This window comes from Psychrobacillus sp. FSL H8-0483 (assembly GCF_038637725.1).
GTDB lineage: Bacteria > Bacillota > Bacilli > Bacillales_A > Planococcaceae > Psychrobacillus.
In genome coordinates, this window is the sequence record NZ_CP152052.1 from 2,519,600 (window position 1) to 2,535,554 (window position 15,955).

17 protein-coding genes are annotated in these 15,955 nt (G+C 35.7%); 3 read left to right on the forward strand and 14 right to left on the reverse strand.

Annotated features, from left to right (window positions below; translation table 11 throughout):
- Window positions 1-230 precede the first annotated feature (230 nt).
- Entirely contained in the window at window positions 231-608 is a 378-nt protein-coding gene (locus MHB48_RS12030; RefSeq protein WP_342598303.1) for an SET domain-containing protein, read from the reverse strand.
- A 192-nt stretch (window positions 609-800) separates the two neighbouring features.
- Entirely contained in the window at window positions 801-950 is a 150-nt protein-coding gene (locus MHB48_RS12035) for a hypothetical protein (protein WP_342598304.1), read from the reverse strand.
- Window positions 951-1,309: 359 nt separating this feature from the next.
- On the opposite strand from MHB48_RS12035, the gene MHB48_RS12040 reads away from it, so the two are divergent.
- From MHB48_RS12040 to MHB48_RS12050, 3 genes are all read left to right on the forward strand, one after another.
- A complete protein-coding gene (locus MHB48_RS12040; RefSeq protein WP_342598305.1) occupies window positions 1,310-2,374 on the forward strand; it encodes a Fe(3+) ABC transporter substrate-binding protein in 1,065 nt (354 codons plus the stop codon).
- A gap of 75 nt (window positions 2,375-2,449) precedes the next feature.
- Window positions 2,450-4,069: an iron ABC transporter permease gene (locus tag MHB48_RS12045; RefSeq protein ID WP_342601372.1), complete on the forward strand. Its 1,620-nt coding sequence runs from the start codon at window positions 2,450-2,452 to the stop codon at window positions 4,067-4,069.
- Between the two features lies 1 nt (window position 4,070).
- The gene (locus MHB48_RS12050; RefSeq protein WP_340921625.1) at window positions 4,071-4,814 is read left to right on the forward strand and encodes an ABC transporter ATP-binding protein; all 744 of its coding nucleotides are present in this window, start codon (window positions 4,071-4,073) and stop codon (window positions 4,812-4,814) included.
- Window positions 4,815-5,097: 283 nt separating this feature from the next.
- On the opposite strand, the gene MHB48_RS12055 is transcribed toward MHB48_RS12050, so the two are convergent.
- The 12 genes from MHB48_RS12055 to MHB48_RS12110 all read right to left on the reverse strand — a co-directional run bounded on the left by MHB48_RS12055 (window position 5,098) and on the right by MHB48_RS12110 (window position 15,953).
- Window positions 5,098-5,610: an NUDIX domain-containing protein gene (locus tag MHB48_RS12055; RefSeq protein ID WP_342598306.1), complete on the reverse strand. Its 513-nt coding sequence runs from the start codon at window positions 5,608-5,610 to the stop codon at window positions 5,098-5,100.
- A gap of 130 nt (window positions 5,611-5,740) precedes the next feature.
- The gene (locus MHB48_RS12060; RefSeq protein ID WP_342598307.1) at window positions 5,741-6,583 is read right to left on the reverse strand and encodes a DUF2785 domain-containing protein; all 843 of its coding nucleotides are present in this window, start codon (window positions 6,581-6,583) and stop codon (window positions 5,741-5,743) included.
- Window positions 6,584-6,777: 194 nt separating this feature from the next.
- A complete protein-coding gene (locus tag MHB48_RS12065; RefSeq protein WP_342598308.1) occupies window positions 6,778-7,176 on the reverse strand; it encodes a DUF5412 domain-containing protein in 399 nt (132 codons plus the stop codon).
- A 444-nt stretch (window positions 7,177-7,620) separates the two neighbouring features.
- Window positions 7,621-8,073: a GNAT family N-acetyltransferase gene (locus tag MHB48_RS12070; protein WP_342598309.1), complete on the reverse strand. Its 453-nt coding sequence runs from the start codon at window positions 8,071-8,073 to the stop codon at window positions 7,621-7,623.
- Window positions 8,074-8,389: 316 nt separating this feature from the next.
- The gene (locus MHB48_RS12075) at window positions 8,390-8,824 is read right to left on the reverse strand and encodes a GNAT family N-acetyltransferase (protein ID WP_342598310.1); all 435 of its coding nucleotides are present in this window, start codon (window positions 8,822-8,824) and stop codon (window positions 8,390-8,392) included.
- 197 nt (window positions 8,825-9,021) lie between these two features.
- On the reverse strand, window positions 9,022-9,384 hold the full coding sequence (locus MHB48_RS12080; protein WP_342598311.1) for a hypothetical protein: 363 nt from the start codon (window positions 9,382-9,384) through the stop codon (window positions 9,022-9,024).
- Window positions 9,385-9,943: 559 nt separating this feature from the next.
- Window positions 9,944-10,288: a DUF6176 family protein gene (locus MHB48_RS12085; protein ID WP_342598312.1), complete on the reverse strand. Its 345-nt coding sequence runs from the start codon at window positions 10,286-10,288 to the stop codon at window positions 9,944-9,946.
- A 154-nt stretch (window positions 10,289-10,442) separates the two neighbouring features.
- The gene (locus MHB48_RS12090; RefSeq protein ID WP_342598313.1) at window positions 10,443-11,270 is read right to left on the reverse strand and encodes an alpha/beta hydrolase; all 828 of its coding nucleotides are present in this window, start codon (window positions 11,268-11,270) and stop codon (window positions 10,443-10,445) included.
- Window positions 11,271-11,458: 188 nt separating this feature from the next.
- Window positions 11,459-11,668: a hypothetical protein gene (locus MHB48_RS12095; protein WP_342598314.1), complete on the reverse strand. Its 210-nt coding sequence runs from the start codon at window positions 11,666-11,668 to the stop codon at window positions 11,459-11,461.
- Between the two features lie 106 nt (window positions 11,669-11,774).
- Window positions 11,775-13,193, reverse strand: a complete 1,419-nt coding sequence (locus MHB48_RS12100) for an NCS1 family transporter (RefSeq protein WP_342598315.1) — start codon at window positions 13,191-13,193, stop codon at window positions 11,775-11,777.
- A 132-nt stretch (window positions 13,194-13,325) separates the two neighbouring features.
- On the reverse strand, window positions 13,326-14,588 hold the full coding sequence (gene preA / locus MHB48_RS12105) for an NAD-dependent dihydropyrimidine dehydrogenase subunit PreA (RefSeq protein WP_340921657.1): 1,263 nt from the start codon (window positions 14,586-14,588) through the stop codon (window positions 13,326-13,328).
- Window positions 14,589-14,600: 12 nt separating this feature from the next.
- A complete protein-coding gene (locus tag MHB48_RS12110; protein ID WP_342598316.1) occupies window positions 14,601-15,953 on the reverse strand; it encodes an NAD(P)-dependent oxidoreductase in 1,353 nt (450 codons plus the stop codon).
- Between the last annotated feature and the right edge of the window lie 2 nt (window positions 15,954-15,955).

Below are 15,955 nucleotides of genomic sequence, written 5' to 3' on the forward strand. Positions count from 1 at the left end.
AAAATACAAAAAAAAGAAACCATACGACAACTCGTATGTTTTCTTTTTTATGCTGTTCTACACACGTTTGAGGTAGAGATTATTAAGTTGTTTCATTTTGTTTCTAAAAACACAATAACCATCTATCAGTTCCTCTGATAGATGGTTATTTAAAATGTTTTAAAAAAAGTTTTTCTTCATTTCTAAATTTTATAGGAAGGCGAATCGTCAAGAATTGCCTCCATATCCTTTTATTCCTGATTAAACCACAGTTGATCTTTGTCATCAACGTCGCCATTATAATTGATTAGAATTTCATCTCCTGCTTTTATATCTGTGTAAGCAAAGAAGTCAAATGTGTGATTTTTAAAATTAATCTCATACGTTGCATTAGGTTCATAAGAATGGTTAAACAACATTCCATAACCAAGAAGGATAGCAGATTGACCTATCCCATACTCAAAAGCATAATCACCTAGTATGGTTTTCTCAATGTATTGATGCTCTTCGTTTGGATAAGAAATGACAGGTGCTTCATGAAAAAGCTCGCCTTTTTTGATATCTTTAGTTGCAAATATACCCCTATTGAATTCTCCATCACTTATTGGAGATGTTTTTACCTCAATCATGTTTGTTCGCCTACTCACTTTTAAAATATTCTTTCTAACTGTACCATTAATTTGAACATAGAGCTCATTTTATTTTTTTTTACTACTTTATAATATAATAAACACCTTTATAGTCACATATTATTTAAGTAAAACCATCATCATTTTCCATATAGTACTTTTAAGAATTTTTTTACATCCTTTTTATTTGGGTTAATTTGAATAATCTTCAATAAATAGTCCCATTTCTTCAATTAAAGGAATGATTGGATCTAATGGCTTGACGTATGAATACCCATTAAATACTTTCATTTTTCTAGGATAAAAAACCATTGCACCAATGTCCTCTCTATCCATATACACTTCTCTCCTCCTTTAATGTTTCATAAATACCCTTGAATAACTCCGAGATTCATTTTACCAAAACCATTCATAATACTTTTTGTTTGATAACTTTCATACCATCATCTCATGTTCTACACTAAAGCTGAGAAAAGTAATGGAAAAGGCGTGCTATTTCCATTGAAACCCTATCATATTTCTTACTATTTTATACCTCATACACTTTTTCCAATCATTAGATTCCTTTCGTATCTTCCCAATGAAGTATGAATAAGCTATTCTATAAAAAGTTTCTTGACAAAGATGATTTGAATATTATAATTGAAATTGAGAATCGTTTTCACTTCAGATTCATCTACATAGTAAGGGAGACACAATCAATGAAAAAAGCATTATTCATTATTTTAGCTTTTGCATTGGTAGCTTTAGCGGCTTGTAGCAACGACACAACTTCTAAAGTCACAACAAACAATACAAAAGAAACAAACGATAGCAAAGAGGTAAACCTATACACGGCACGTCATTATGATGTAGACGATCAGCTATATGCGAAATTCGAAGAAGAAACTGGCATTAAAGTAAATGTCATTAAAGGTGAAGCTGACGAATTGCTTGAGCGTATTAAACGTGAAGGCGATGCAACTCAAGCTGATTTATTTTTAACAGCGGATGCAGGTCGATTATACCGAGCAAAAGATGCAGGGTTATTACAACCTGTCTCAAGTGATGTATTGGATGAGCAAATCCCATCGAACTTTCAAGATAAAGACCAAATGTGGTATGGTTTAACTAAACGTGCACGTGTTATGGTATATAACAAAGAAACTGTAAAACCGGAAGAATTGTCTACATATGAAGCACTTACAGATGATAAGTGGAAGGGCCGTATCTTGATTCGTGGATCAGAAAATGTCTATAATCAATCTTTGTTAGCCTCGTTTATAGAAATTAACGGGGAAGAAAAGGCAAAAGAGTGGGCTGCTGGCCTAGTAGCAAACTTCGCACGTGACCCTGAGGGCGGCGACCGCGACCAAGCAAAAGCAATTGCTGCTGGTATTGGTGATGTAGCGATTATGAACACTTACTACTTTGGTCAAATGCTAAACTCAGAAGATCCAGAAGAAGTAAAAGTAGCCGAAAAATTAGGGGTATTTTTTCCTAACCAAGAAACAAATGGAACGCATGTTAACGTAAGCGGTGCAGGAGTTGTTAAAGCGGCAAAGAACAAAGAGAATGCGATTAAATTACTTGAGTTCTTATCTTCTCCTGAATCACAAGGTACGTTCGCAGAAGCAAACTATGAGTATCCAGTGAATGAGTCCGTAGAACCATCTGAGCTATTAAAATCTTGGGGAGAATTTAAAGAACAAGATATACCTTTATCTGCTTTAGGTGAGAATAATGCAAAATCAATTTTAATATTTAACGAAGTAGGCTGGAAATAATATGTTAAACACCCTTGTCTCATTGGCAAGGGGTTTCTTTCTATTTCTTTAAGAGGTGTTTTAAACGTGAAAAGAATGGCTAATGTGAATAGTTGGACTGTCGTTGCAGGAATAATTATACTTCTTTTATTTTTACCGAATCTAACCATTATTTCGGGTATCTTCACACCGTCCAATGAGAACTGGGAACACATGAAAGAGTTTGTTTTGGGCACTTATATTAAAAATTCCTTCATACTGATAGGTTTTACAGCTATCTTATCGATAATAATTGGTTTAAGTTTAGCTTGGATAATTGCTCAATATCAATTTCCCTTTCGTCAATTCTTAAAATGGGCATTAATTCTACCACTTTCGATTCCTCCATTTATAGGTGCCTATACTTATCATGGAATCGTCAATTATACAGGTATTGTTCAAACAACTCTGCGCGAGCGTTTTGGACTTGAACTTAATCACGTTTATTTCGATATCATGAATCTGCCAGGCGCCATATTCATTTTTACCATTTTCTTGTATCCCTATGTATATACAATTACCCGTATATTCCTATCACAACAATCCGCATCGCTGATTGAGAGTGCACGTGTTTTGGGTAAAGGACCATGGCAAGTTTTCTTTCAGATCGTAATACCAGTTTCACGAGTTTCTATAATTGGTGGGGCAAGCTTAGTTATATTAGAAGTGTTAAATGACTATGGGGTAGTTAAATATTATGGAATCCAAACCTTTAGTACGGCAATCTTTCAAACGTGGTTTGGCTTAGGTGATATTGAAACTACTATTAAACTTGCTGCATCTCTCATGGGATTAGTGATTATTATCCTTATGCTAGAGAAGATTCTAAGAGGCCGAAGACAATATAGTTATTCGACAACAAAAGTAAGACCTTTGCCTCTTATTCAATTAACAGGGGCTAAAGCATTTTTGGCAACCTTATATGGTTTCCTCATTTTAAGCTTGGGCTTCTTTATTCCAGTTATCCAGCTGGTGGACTGGTTAATCTTAACTTTCGGCAAGATTCCAATGGATGAATTTTTGATATACGTAAAAAATTCAGTTCTAGTTGCTGGAATTAGTGCCACATGTATTGTAGTTTTTGCATTGATCTTAGGAAACTTTGGACGCCTTGTTCATGGGAAATACGCTAAATTATTACCTAAACTAACGATACTTGGCTATTCTATTCCAGGAGCCGTCATAGCAGTAGGAGTTGTTACGGCATTTATCGCACTCGACCAATTTTTAACACCACTTTATCAATTGCTCGGTGAAAGTTCAACTTTAGTTTTAAGCGTTAGTCTGGTCATGTTAATCACGGCATACATCATCAGGTTCTTTGCGATTGGTTATAATTCAATTGAATCCGGTTATGATAAAATAGGAACAAATTTTAGAGATGCTTCGAGATTACTTGGTGTAGGAATAACCAAAACGTTTTTTAAAGTCGATGTCCCTATGATGAAAGGTGCTATTATTAGCGGAATTATTGTTGTTTTTATTGACATACTAAAGGAGATTCCTTTAACACTAATTTTGCGTCCTTTTAACTTTGATACACTATCTACAAAAGCTTTTCAATATGCAAGTGATGAAAAAATTATGGAAGCATCACAAGCTTCTTTATTAATAGTTAGTATAAGTGCCATTGCCATTGTAATTTTTAATAAGTTTCTAGATAAGGAGACGAAATAATATGTTTATTTCTATTCAAGACGTTTGTTATTCCTATCCGAACTCAGAAGGTTATGCACTAGATCAATTTTCATTAACCATTGAAAAAGGAGAAGTAATTTCAATCTTAGGTAGAAGTGGAAGTGGGAAAAGTACCATCCTCCGCTTACTTGCAGGACTTGAAAATCCAACAAGAGGATCCTTTACAATTCAAGAGGAAATAATGTTTGATCAAAAAAGATTTCGTCAACCTGAAAAACGTGGAATTGGGATGGTTTTTCAGGATTATGCGCTCTTTCCTCATATGACTGTTTCGGAAAATATTTTATTTGGTTTGTTTAGTATGAAGAAAACAGAGAAAAAAAAGAGGCTACAAGAAGTTTTAGAGCTTGTTGAATTACAGGACTTTGGTAAGAGATATCCCCATCAATTAAGCGGAGGGCAGCAACAACGTGTTGCCATTGCCCGGGCTATTGCACCAAAACCACATTTAATCTTATTGGATGAACCTTTCAGCAATTTAGATGCGGAATTGCAAGTGAAAATTCGAAAAGATTTGCGATCTATTTTGAAAAAAGCAAGGATCACGTCTATTTTTGTTACGCACGATGAAAACGATGCACATGCACTAGCTGATCGTATTGTAAAGTTAAAAGATGGATCGATTGAACTGATTGGTAAACCTTGTGATTTATTAGGAAATCGCCCCAATAATTCAATTGATAGCGAAACAACGACACCAGTCAATGATTTAGTTAATTGTTAAAATTTCTCTTCTAGTTTTTTCATTTATCCTTTAATAAGTACTTTAAGGCCCCCTAAATCAATCATTTAGGGGGTCTGTCTATCTTTCCTATATAACGGTGTTGGTATTATTAAAAAACTGTGCATGTCTCCATGCACAGTTTGAGATTTGTAACGATCATAATTACTAACCTACAGTTTTTAAAGCAGTTGTCAATGATGTTAGATCGACTGATGATCATCATACCAAAACCGTAAAAAGTACACCTTCTTCACAGATTTAGAGTGCTATTTTAATATGTCATTTATATATTATTCAGTTTTAAAGCTTCTTTTAAGATTATCAAAATTAGTTCATGGTCGCTTATCACATATGGAACTTCTTCGGGTTCTACCCAAATACGAGAAGTAGTCTCGTTCTCTCTCAGAAATGGGAAACACTCTTCAATATCCATTCTATAAAATAATTGATAACCTACTAGTGGATATGGTCCATCCTGAACAAAGGAAGGATTGTCTGTGTGATTGACTTCGATGGCGCCAAGATACTTTATGTTCCCCGCTACATAACCTTCTTCATAAACTTCCCTATGCAAAGCATCTTCAGGAGTTTCATTATAATCTATGTGACCACCTGGAATATTATATCCTCGATCTTTTACGTGAACTAACAAGACCTTATCTTGGTTAAAGCAAAAACTATGCACACTTGTAGCAACTTCACTTTTGTCTAAGATTTTGAAGGGATGCCATTTTAACTTTATAATATGGCCATCCCAATCAACATCTATTTGCTTGGCAGAAATAGGAGGATTCATTGATCTACACCTCTGATTTGTATATTAGAAATAACTTCTAAATTTTTCTTCAAAAATCCTGCACCGTATGTAAAAAAGGTTCCTACTTGTATCATTATTCTCATAGAAAAACAGGAACTTCATACTTTCATCAATTCGTATAAACACGTTTGTGCATTTTTTGTAAATTTTCCTCTATAACTTGAAGCGAACTTTGCTCGTTATTAAGATAAGATAATCTGAAATAAAGTGACTTCAAAAAGTTCATTATATTAGATTTATATTTGAAATAATCTAATGAAAAACCATTATTATCATAATGATCCTCTAAAAATAGATGGAAAGAGTCAATCCAAGTGTTTAATTGATCTTCTTCCAAACCTTTCTGAATAAGCGCTTCTATTGCAAAAATTATCCTTTCATCCTCATCATCGATAAAAACCGTATCTTTTGATATGCAATTTGCAATAGTATCTAAACATTCTTTTATGTTAGCAAGTTCAAATGAATAATGCTTTATGGTGGAAGTTAATAGATCAGCTCCATGAGCAATACTATGAGCCCACCCCTTGCCTTCTACAAACCCTCGAGTATCCTCTTCTTTTTGTAAGTAAAGAATCGTTTTTTTATATGCTTCCTTTGCAATATGTTTTTCTAAGAAATTTAGTTCCATATCCTTTTCTAAAATGAGGTCAATTACTAGTGATGAAAAGGATCGTGTAAAAACAGAATCTGTATTTTTTTCTCCAATTTTATAAAAAAGATGCTGATCATCTAAACAGACTTGGATCATTCTATGAAGTTGTTGTATGTTCAAATGGTTTCCTCTTATTATTAGTTGAACAAAAGTTGAATAAATAAGCTTATCCCTTAGCTCCGAATCCGTTGACCCAATATTCTGTAGCATCTCCTCTAATAACCCATCTAAGTTATTTAATAAGCTTGCATTTGCTGGTTGTTCTTTTATTTCTCTTAGTCTTGTTTTTAGTTCCATAATTTACTCCTATCCAAATATACTTTAAATATTCTTACTATTATTGTACCTTAATTGGAAAAATCAGACAACTATTTTTATTAAATCCTTCTGGTATATTGACAACTTCAAAAATAAACGTACAAATAGAGCCCAAATTCACATAGAATTGGGCTCATTTAAAATGCCAAGATATCTATTATCAAAAGGCATTATTATTGATTTCTAAAATCGAATTTATCATTTGGTATATCTAACGAGTGTCCGTTAATTACCACTGTGTTATTGTCGGTCCATGTAATATTTGCAGTATCTTCCCGATAGTTCCAATAGATATTTTTGGTTTTATTATCTTCATCATTAAATACTAATTCACCACGAACAGAATTTGAAGTTGTAGCACCCCCATTTGTAACATATGCTTTTAAAGTGTATTTTCCATCAGGTGATAACTCTTCTTTCAGATATTCTCCTGTCGGTAACCTATTCATATCAAAGAAAGCCCAATAAACCCCATATCCTACCAGTGCAACAAATAACAAACCAATTATTATGGAGCCCTTTAACCATTTTTTTGTAAAATCGCTTATTCTCAGGTCTAACAACCGCTTCATAATGTTCCAAAAGCCATATCTCCCCCTTTTTAAATGTCATCTTACACTTTACCGCCTCTTTAGTTAAATAAGAAAAAAGATCCACCTAAGTGAACTGTACCTCCAATTGTTAGAATGTGTCTAACAAAAAAGTCTTTTCTGCTTCTTGAAGTGAACCACCGGATTAGACAAAATGCAGAGGACCCAAAAATGGTCCTCTTCCAATGTATTGATTTCCGATCCAGACGGACGCTTTCCGCGGGCATGGCTTCAGTCTCCTCGTCGCTTTCGCTCCTGCGGGGCCTTCAGCTCATACTATTCCCGCTGGAGTCGCCGTCTTCCACTACAATCAATTGCCTACAAAAAAAAGGTGTAGAAAAAGACTCGTTTTTCTACACCTACTTCAATTTATGGGCTTATTGGACAGCCCCGTATTGTCTTACTTATAATTCTATCGATGGTTTATCACTCGATATATTTAATAACAGCCATTTCCTTACCAAACCTATCACCATTATCAATAAATCCCAAACTTGAGTATAGATTATGTGCTCCCAAATTTTCTGGATGATAACCTACAATAATTTTATTTGCATTTGGTAATTTTGCCATTTCTGAAATCATTAATTTAGTTGCCGCTTTACCTATACCCTTACCTTGGAATTCCTTATCTACCATTATTCTATATACCCAATAACCATCAAGTTCTTCTTGAACAGAATTGTACATTAAAAATCCAACTATTTTTTCTTCAGCATATATAGCATATGGCTTTAGTGAAGGTTCAAACTTTGACTGAGCTATGGATCTAGCATTTGGCTCCATGTATTCTTGTTGTTCTGTTGATACCTCTAATTCACAACAGTCGTACCAGTTTTCCGTATTTAATTCTACAATTTTCACATGCTTTGTACTCATAATTTTCCCCTTTCAAATTCGGGAAAACGCTTTACAATTTGTTAATTAGGCGTTATCCCCATGTCGTCTTTCATAGTAAAAATTCTTATGTTTGTCATAATGAACGCCTCCTCTAACACTATTGCCTAGAAATAATAGAAAAAATTTTTAGACTATTTAATAATACTATATTTTTCTATTAATTTCCTTAATACACTAAAATTTCTTTCTTATTCCACTAACCTGCCCCGTTAGGCAACCATGAAGCCCTGCTTTACCACAAAATATGGAAGAAAAATTACGTTCTTCCTTGGTAGTTGAACAAGAGGTCAATTATTTATAAAGGCAAACTCATAGAAACTGTTCTTATGTTAAAGCCCATTTTTTCGTAAAGTTTTATAGCTGGATTCCCTGCAAACGCACTAAGTCGAACTTCAGAATATCCATCCTGTCTTAGATGGTCAAATGCAGTTCTCATTAACTGTTTAGAAACTCCATTCCCTCTAAATTCTTCTATAACAAACAGTTCATAAATAAATCCATTCATCTTGTCAGTAAATTGGTCTTTACCTGCACCTACAAGAATCCAGCCCATTAATTTTTCGTTCTCTGTTGCTATTAAATAATAGCTTCCCTTTTCCAGTAATGGTTCAATAAGACGTTTGATTTTTTCGTAAGGTTTTACTTCACCCATTGTGCCATCAAATAAAGCTTGTGGAGAAAGTAAAATTACCTTTTCAAGTTCAGAATCATTAGGTTTTCTAATATCCATTTAAAAATCAGTCCTTTCTATATCCTTTTTTTAAAAGCTTAACAAAGTATTCCAATATTCTTATTCCAGCGATTAAAATAAATCGAATTCCTTGTTCAACTAACCTGCCCATTACTTGAGGATGAAAAAGGTATTAATGTACTGAAGTAACAACTCAATGATCTTTCACAAAAGCACTCGTTAGTAAAAAATAATAGTTATTTTTCTCCATACTTTTCATCCCTAATCGCTTTTCTATACTTACCTTCTTCTTCTTCAATAGCAATTGCTTCTTCTGTGCTTATTCCTTGCATAGCGCAATATTTTGTACCTTTTTCATACACATTCGAGAAGTTTCCAGAGTACGTGTCCTCTATAACTGAATGGTTTGTTACTTCACCGATTTCTTCAACTACATCTTCTACATATTCATCACTTAATCGATAAATATAACCATCCCAAACGACAAATTTAAAAGCCCATTCTGCTGATGAATTGTTAATAATAGCTGATGAATCGTTGGAGCAACCCGATAAAAAAGCAATAGCTATTAAAGAAAAGAAAAAGTATTTTAATCTCACAAGTATTCCCCTTTTTCATAAAATTCGTTAATTTCCAATTAAAGTTTCATTTATGGTTATTGAACTAAACTGCTGCGTTAGTTGAATAAGGATAAAGAGCCGTCTATGCAGATCATTGATCTTTTCTAATACTTTCCTTGGTTCAATAAGCGGAAAAATTTTTATTGAAAGTTATTAATAATCAATTGAAACCCAAAGATAACGGGTAATATAAAGATCAAAAATAGCCCAGTAAACGAGAAGGTTATAAATCTTTTTCTATCTAAACCAACTCTTAATTCCCATAGTCCCAGACATACTAAATACAAACCTATTAGTATACTAATCATTGGTAATATTACCATATAAATCCCCGTTTTATTTCCCCCTTTAATAATTATTTTTTTATATGTATCTCATTGAACTGACATAGTCCCTTTACTTTACGTTTGACATGAATGGAATTTCCAATATTAAGTGAATTATCCGATTTAAACTAAACTGCTGCGTTAGTTTAATAAAAATGAGCTGTCTAAAACAGCTCATTGCTTTTAAAGTAAAACCATATTACTTTAATATCTTACTTCATAGAATCTCGAACTTTATCAAGAATCATCACTACTTCAGTTTGTAAATCAACTGGTTTATATGTGTCATCAATACATTCACTCCAATATGCAAGGTGTTGTTTATCAATCCAATGTTCGGATTCATCAACCTCATTTCCACCTGTACCTTGAACAGAATACCAATATAAATATTCTTCTCCATTTAAAACTTCTCGGAAAATGGTTTCTACGTACATTTTCTCGCCTTCAAGAGTTACTAATACATCTTCCATATGTTCATTTAAGAAGCCTAACCATTCATTTACTTTTTCTGTTTTACCTTGTTTCACTCGAAATCGTGTGCACTCTATTTTCACTCTAAATTGTTCCTTCCTATCATTTAATAATCACCATTCTACCACATATTAACAAATTTAAATTACATCCTTATTCAACTAAACTGCTTCGTTAGCATAAGAAGCGACTGCTCTAATTGAACAATCGCACTCCGTTCTATAACTTTATAAGTTACTAAACATTTAAGAAATCAACGATCATTTTCTTTTCACGCTTTGGCATCATATGAATGTGTCCGCACCCTTTTAGCATATGAGTCGTTCTATTTGGTATGATTCTTTTTGCTCTTGGTATTACTTTTTTCGCTGGAAATAAACAATCTTTTTCTCCTGCCATAATAAGTGTCGGAGCTTTACACTGTTGCATTAATTGTTCACTCACATTGGATGGCATCCCTACTTTTGTTTTTACATAATCAAAGCTATCTTTCACCATATCCAAAGTATCTTTATCAAGAATTTCTTCGTTAATAGCTATAAATGAAGCTGTTTCTTTTATATATTTTTCTTTCTTTGTTAGTTTATATTTGAGTAGAGGAATCATCATTTTTACAGTACTGATTGGAAAGGCGTTATTAATACCTGATGGCACAATTAATACGGATTTTTTTATTTTTTCCGGTGCCGTACACATCAGTTTTGCCAAAACTCCGCCTCCAAACGAAACCCCAAAACAAGCTATTTTATCAAATCCAAGTCCTGTAATAACGTCATTTGCCAACTTCCCATAATCATAATTTCTAGGAGAGAGACTCACTTCATCACTTTTTCCAGGGTGGCCAATAATATCAACCGCATAGATGTGAAAATTCTTAAGCAGGAATCTATACATTAGTAAATTATAGGCAGACGTACTATTTCCGCCATGAAATACTAGCAATGGTTCACCCGATAGATTGGCAGTTTCAATGATATGTGTTCTTCCAAAACGAGTATGCACGTAAACATCCTTATATGAATAATCCAATTTCTTCAATTGAGTATCATAAAGCTTTAAAGACATTTCTCTTCCAGATTGTGTTTTGTATATACTCATATAGCCCTTTCCTATAGATTATTAATTCCTCCATGTAAACTCAGCAACTTACCTCCATATGTATTGGTTGACGGTGCTTTAACGATAAAAGCACCTAGTAACATAAAAATAGTGAAGAAAAGCAAATTGCTTTTCTTCACCTTTATTTCTGTCATTCATTGCAAGAAAATTTGTTCTTGTAGCTTTGCCGAAAAATATTTACGCGCATCTGCTGTAAGAATCTGCAAATGAACAACTTCCTCCTGACTTGTAAACTCTACAAACATACCACTTAAATTTTCATATGCGTATTGAATTTTAAAGCCACTGTCTAAATAATCATCTACTTTTTTTATTTCACTTATACTTTGTAAGTAATCCGACATACAATCACCTCGCTTTTTTGCTTCATTCCTCGTCTTTTATTTCAAATAGTGGGTCCACTTCTGCTGTTACAATTGGAGGCACGAGTACGGGTTTTTGACCAAAAATTCAATCCAAATTATGACCAGCTGTAATGCCTAAATACTTTTCATCACTCGGATCAATTAGTTCAGCTTGAGGGTACTTTTTGAACCACCAATATTTCGCTAACACAAAGTATACGAGCGCCCCCACGAAGAAACCAATTAATGAAGAATAAGTCGGGAACATATTAGCTATTGCACCTCCGACAACCCAAGCGATTAAACCTGCAAAGTTAAAGCCATGCATGTATTTAAATTGCCCATCTAGCTCGTAAAGATCTTTTACATTCACGCGGCGTTTACGGATTAAATAATAATCAGCAAATAAAATACCTACAATTGCAGTTAATATACCGCCAATGATTAACAGTGCATTTACTAAGACGTCAAACAAGCTCCATGGCTGTGCTATAACGCCAATAATTCCTGCAATAACAACACCAACCCAAAACGGCACTTTTGGTCCACCGATGTTCGAGAAAATGGTTGCCGCGGGAATGACGTTTGCTGAAGTATTTGTAGACCACTGTGCTAACACAATCATCAACAATAAAATTCCTAATACAATGCCACTTGCACTTTGTTGTAATGCGTTGATCGGATCAGCAGATGACACGGCCATATAACAAACTGCACCAATTGTCACCATAAAAGTATTCGTAATGGGCATTACGATAATAGAACCAACTAGCTGTGTTTTATTGCGTTTAAACCAGTTGCGCTCATTTTTTGGCGCTTTAAAGAAACGTGATAGTGATGGCATGTCGGCCGCTAACGTAGCCCAGAATCCCATGTTTGCCATGATCACTACCATGAATGCTGTAAAGGCCGCTACACCTGTTGTCGGTGATTCTACCCAAGTCCAAATTTCTTTTCCTTGTGACGTTGCATTATCTGCAAGCGTAATATACATCCAGCACGAAATTAAAATAATTATTGGCGCTGCTAAATCTGCAAATCTTTCAATCGACTTTATGCCTAATGATGTATTAAATAACTGTAAAGCGGCAAAGACAAGGAAGCATAAAAACCAATTATTAAATCCGAATAGTAAATTTAAAATGCCGTTAATCGCCATTGCGCCAAAATAGGTGTTAAGCCCGAACCAACATGCTGCCGTTACGCCACGAACAAGTGACGGGATATGCGTTCCAAATATACCGAATGGAGCGCGCATATATACTGGGAACGATAAGCCGTGCTCGATGCCAATATCCCCAATTAACGTCATAAACACGCCGATTAAACAAGAACCGATTAACGTGGCTAAAATAACCATGGGCAATGGTAGACTCATAATAGCCGACCCGCCAATTGCAAATGCAGCTAATACAATCGCCATCCCTATCCAAATTACCGCAAAACCAAATGCTCCGATGTTTCTTTGTTGATGTGTCACAGGAAGTAAATCTGGGGATTTTAAATAATTCCCGTTATTTCCCATACATGTCTCTCCTTTTTATTTTTCATTTTCCGTGACATCCACTTAAGCCTTCTCTCCATACAGTTGACATCATGACATCTACTGAATAAAGTTGAATTTCAGTTACTCATCAAATCATTGAGCGCTTTTCTTTTACTTAGCAAGATTGCTTATCAGTGATTGGCGTTCATTCCAAGTCATGGGTGCAATAGCTGATTTTCTTTCAACCATTGTAATCGCGCCATCTACAGGGCACACAATTGAGCATAAATTACACCCTACACAATCTTGTTCACGAACCTTTAGCATCGGACGACCACTCTCTGTATACAGATCTATACATTGATGTGACGTATCTTCACAAGCGATATGACACTTATTACAGTTAATGCAAACATCATTATTAATTTCAGCGACAATTTTGTAGTTTAAGTCTAAGTTACCCCAGTCAGAATAACGTGGTACCGTCCTGCCGACTAAATCCATCACAGATGCAATGCCTTTATCATCTAAATAGTTATTAAGTCCATCAATCATGTCCTCTACAATACTGAATCCATGGTGCATCGCTGCTGTACAAACCTGCACGCCGGTTGCACCCATCAACATAAACTCCGCAGCGTCTTGCCAGTTTGAAATACCTCCGATGCCTGATATTGGCACATTGATGGATGGATTACGTGCACACTCTGCTACCATATTGAGCGCGATTGGTTTGACAGCTGGGCCACAATAACCACCATGAGCACCTTTACCACCAACGTGCGGAACCGTATTCCATGTATCCAAATCCACCCCTGCTAAGCTGTTAATCGTATTAATCATACTGATGGCATCTGCTCCACCTCGTGTTGCTGCTTCTGCTGTTACCGTAATGTCTGTTATATTCGGCGTTAGCTTTACAATTACTGGCGTGCGTGCAACTTCTTTCACCCAGTACGTTTGCTTTTCAACCAATTCAGGGACTTGACCAGAGGCAGAACCCATTCCTCGTTCTGCCATCCCATGTGGACAACCAAAGTTAAGCTCAAGACCATCAACCCCCACATCTTCTACTTTTTTTACAATCTCATGCCACTTTTCCTGCTTTGGCTCAACCATCAAAGAAACGATAATGGCATGGTTTGGAAATCTTTTTTTCGTTTCATAAATTTCTTGTAAATTGACCTCTAACGGACGATCCGTAATTAGTTCAATATTATTAAAGCCTGCTACTCGCTGCCCGTTATAACTCACCGCCGCAAAACGTGAAGAAACATTTAAAATCGGTTCACCCAATGTTTTCCATACAGCTCCACCCCATCCCGCTTCAAATGCACGTTGTACTTGATAACCTGAATTAGTCGGTGGTGCTGATGCTAGCCAAAATGGATTTGGTGATTTAATGCCTGCTAAGTCAATTCGTAAGTCTGCCATGCCCTGTCCCCCCTACGCAAGTTCACTAGGTTTTTTCAATCGATTATGAATCATTTGTGCTACGTCTTTCCCTTGCTGTGCCGCTGTTACAACCATCGCTTCTCCTTGACCGTTGCCGAATACGACATCTCCACATGCAAAAACTTTCTTATTCGAGGTTTGCATTGTCGTTTCATCAATATCAACTACACCGTCAGTATGCTTTAAGCCAAACGCTTCAATTAATGATACAAAGCGTGTTTGACCAATGGCTTTAATCACTGCATCTACTTTAATGATAAAATTGGATCCATCAACCACTTCAGGTCTTTGTCTGCCGTCTGCACCCACCTCCCCGAGTTTCATTTTGACGCATTCAATTCCTACGACTTGGCCTGCTTCGTCACCGATAATTTTTTGGGGAGCTGTCAGCCAATTAAACTCCACACCATCTTGCTTGGCAAATTCATATTCGAATTTGTACGCTGTCATTTCTTTTTGTGTTCTTCTATAAAGAATTTTCACATTTTCAGCACCTAGTCGAACAGCGCATGTAGCACCATCGATTGCTGTATTCCCAGCACCGATAACAGCAACGCGCTTTCCGACCAAGTTTTTTGTAAGCGCTCCCATTTTTGTTTGCTTTACAAACTCGATTGCATCATGGACCCCAGCTAGTTCCTCCCCTTCAATTCTAAGATTCGGCACTGCCCCCATGCCAACCGCCAAAATAACGCTGTCGTATTGCTCTAAAATTGCCTCGGCAGAAATATCAATGCCTACTGTTGTATTCGTTTTAATGTCTACGCCAAGCTTTGCAATTTGCTCAACTTCCCAATCCACTACTTCGTTCGGCAAACGGAATGACACGATACCATAGCTTCCTAGACCACCTGCTTTCGATTCAGCTTCATAGATTGTGACACTGAATCCAAAACGACTAAGCTCACGTGCTGCTGATAACCCGGCAGGACCAGCGCCAATAATCGCTACTTTTTGTCCATTGCTTTGGCCTTTATTAAATAGCTGGGCATCCGATTCCATCGCCCAATCAGTTGCGTAACGTTGCAAGTGACCTATTTTAATTGGTTTTGTGGAAGCGTTTAACACACATGCCCCTTCACACAACTCCTCTGTCGGACAAACTCTCGCACAGCTTGCGCCTATCGGGTTTGCTTCTAATATAGTCGTAGCTGAGCCTTTCATATTACCAGATGCAATTTTTTTTATGAAATTTGGGATTTGAATACTCGTTGGACAGGCTTTAATACAAGGTGCATCGTAGCAATAGAGGCAGCGATTTGCCTCTTCTAGCGCTTCATTTTTTGTCATCCTATTTGTCAATTCAACAAAATTTCGTTGAAGCTGCGAAGTCATTGAATCCATTT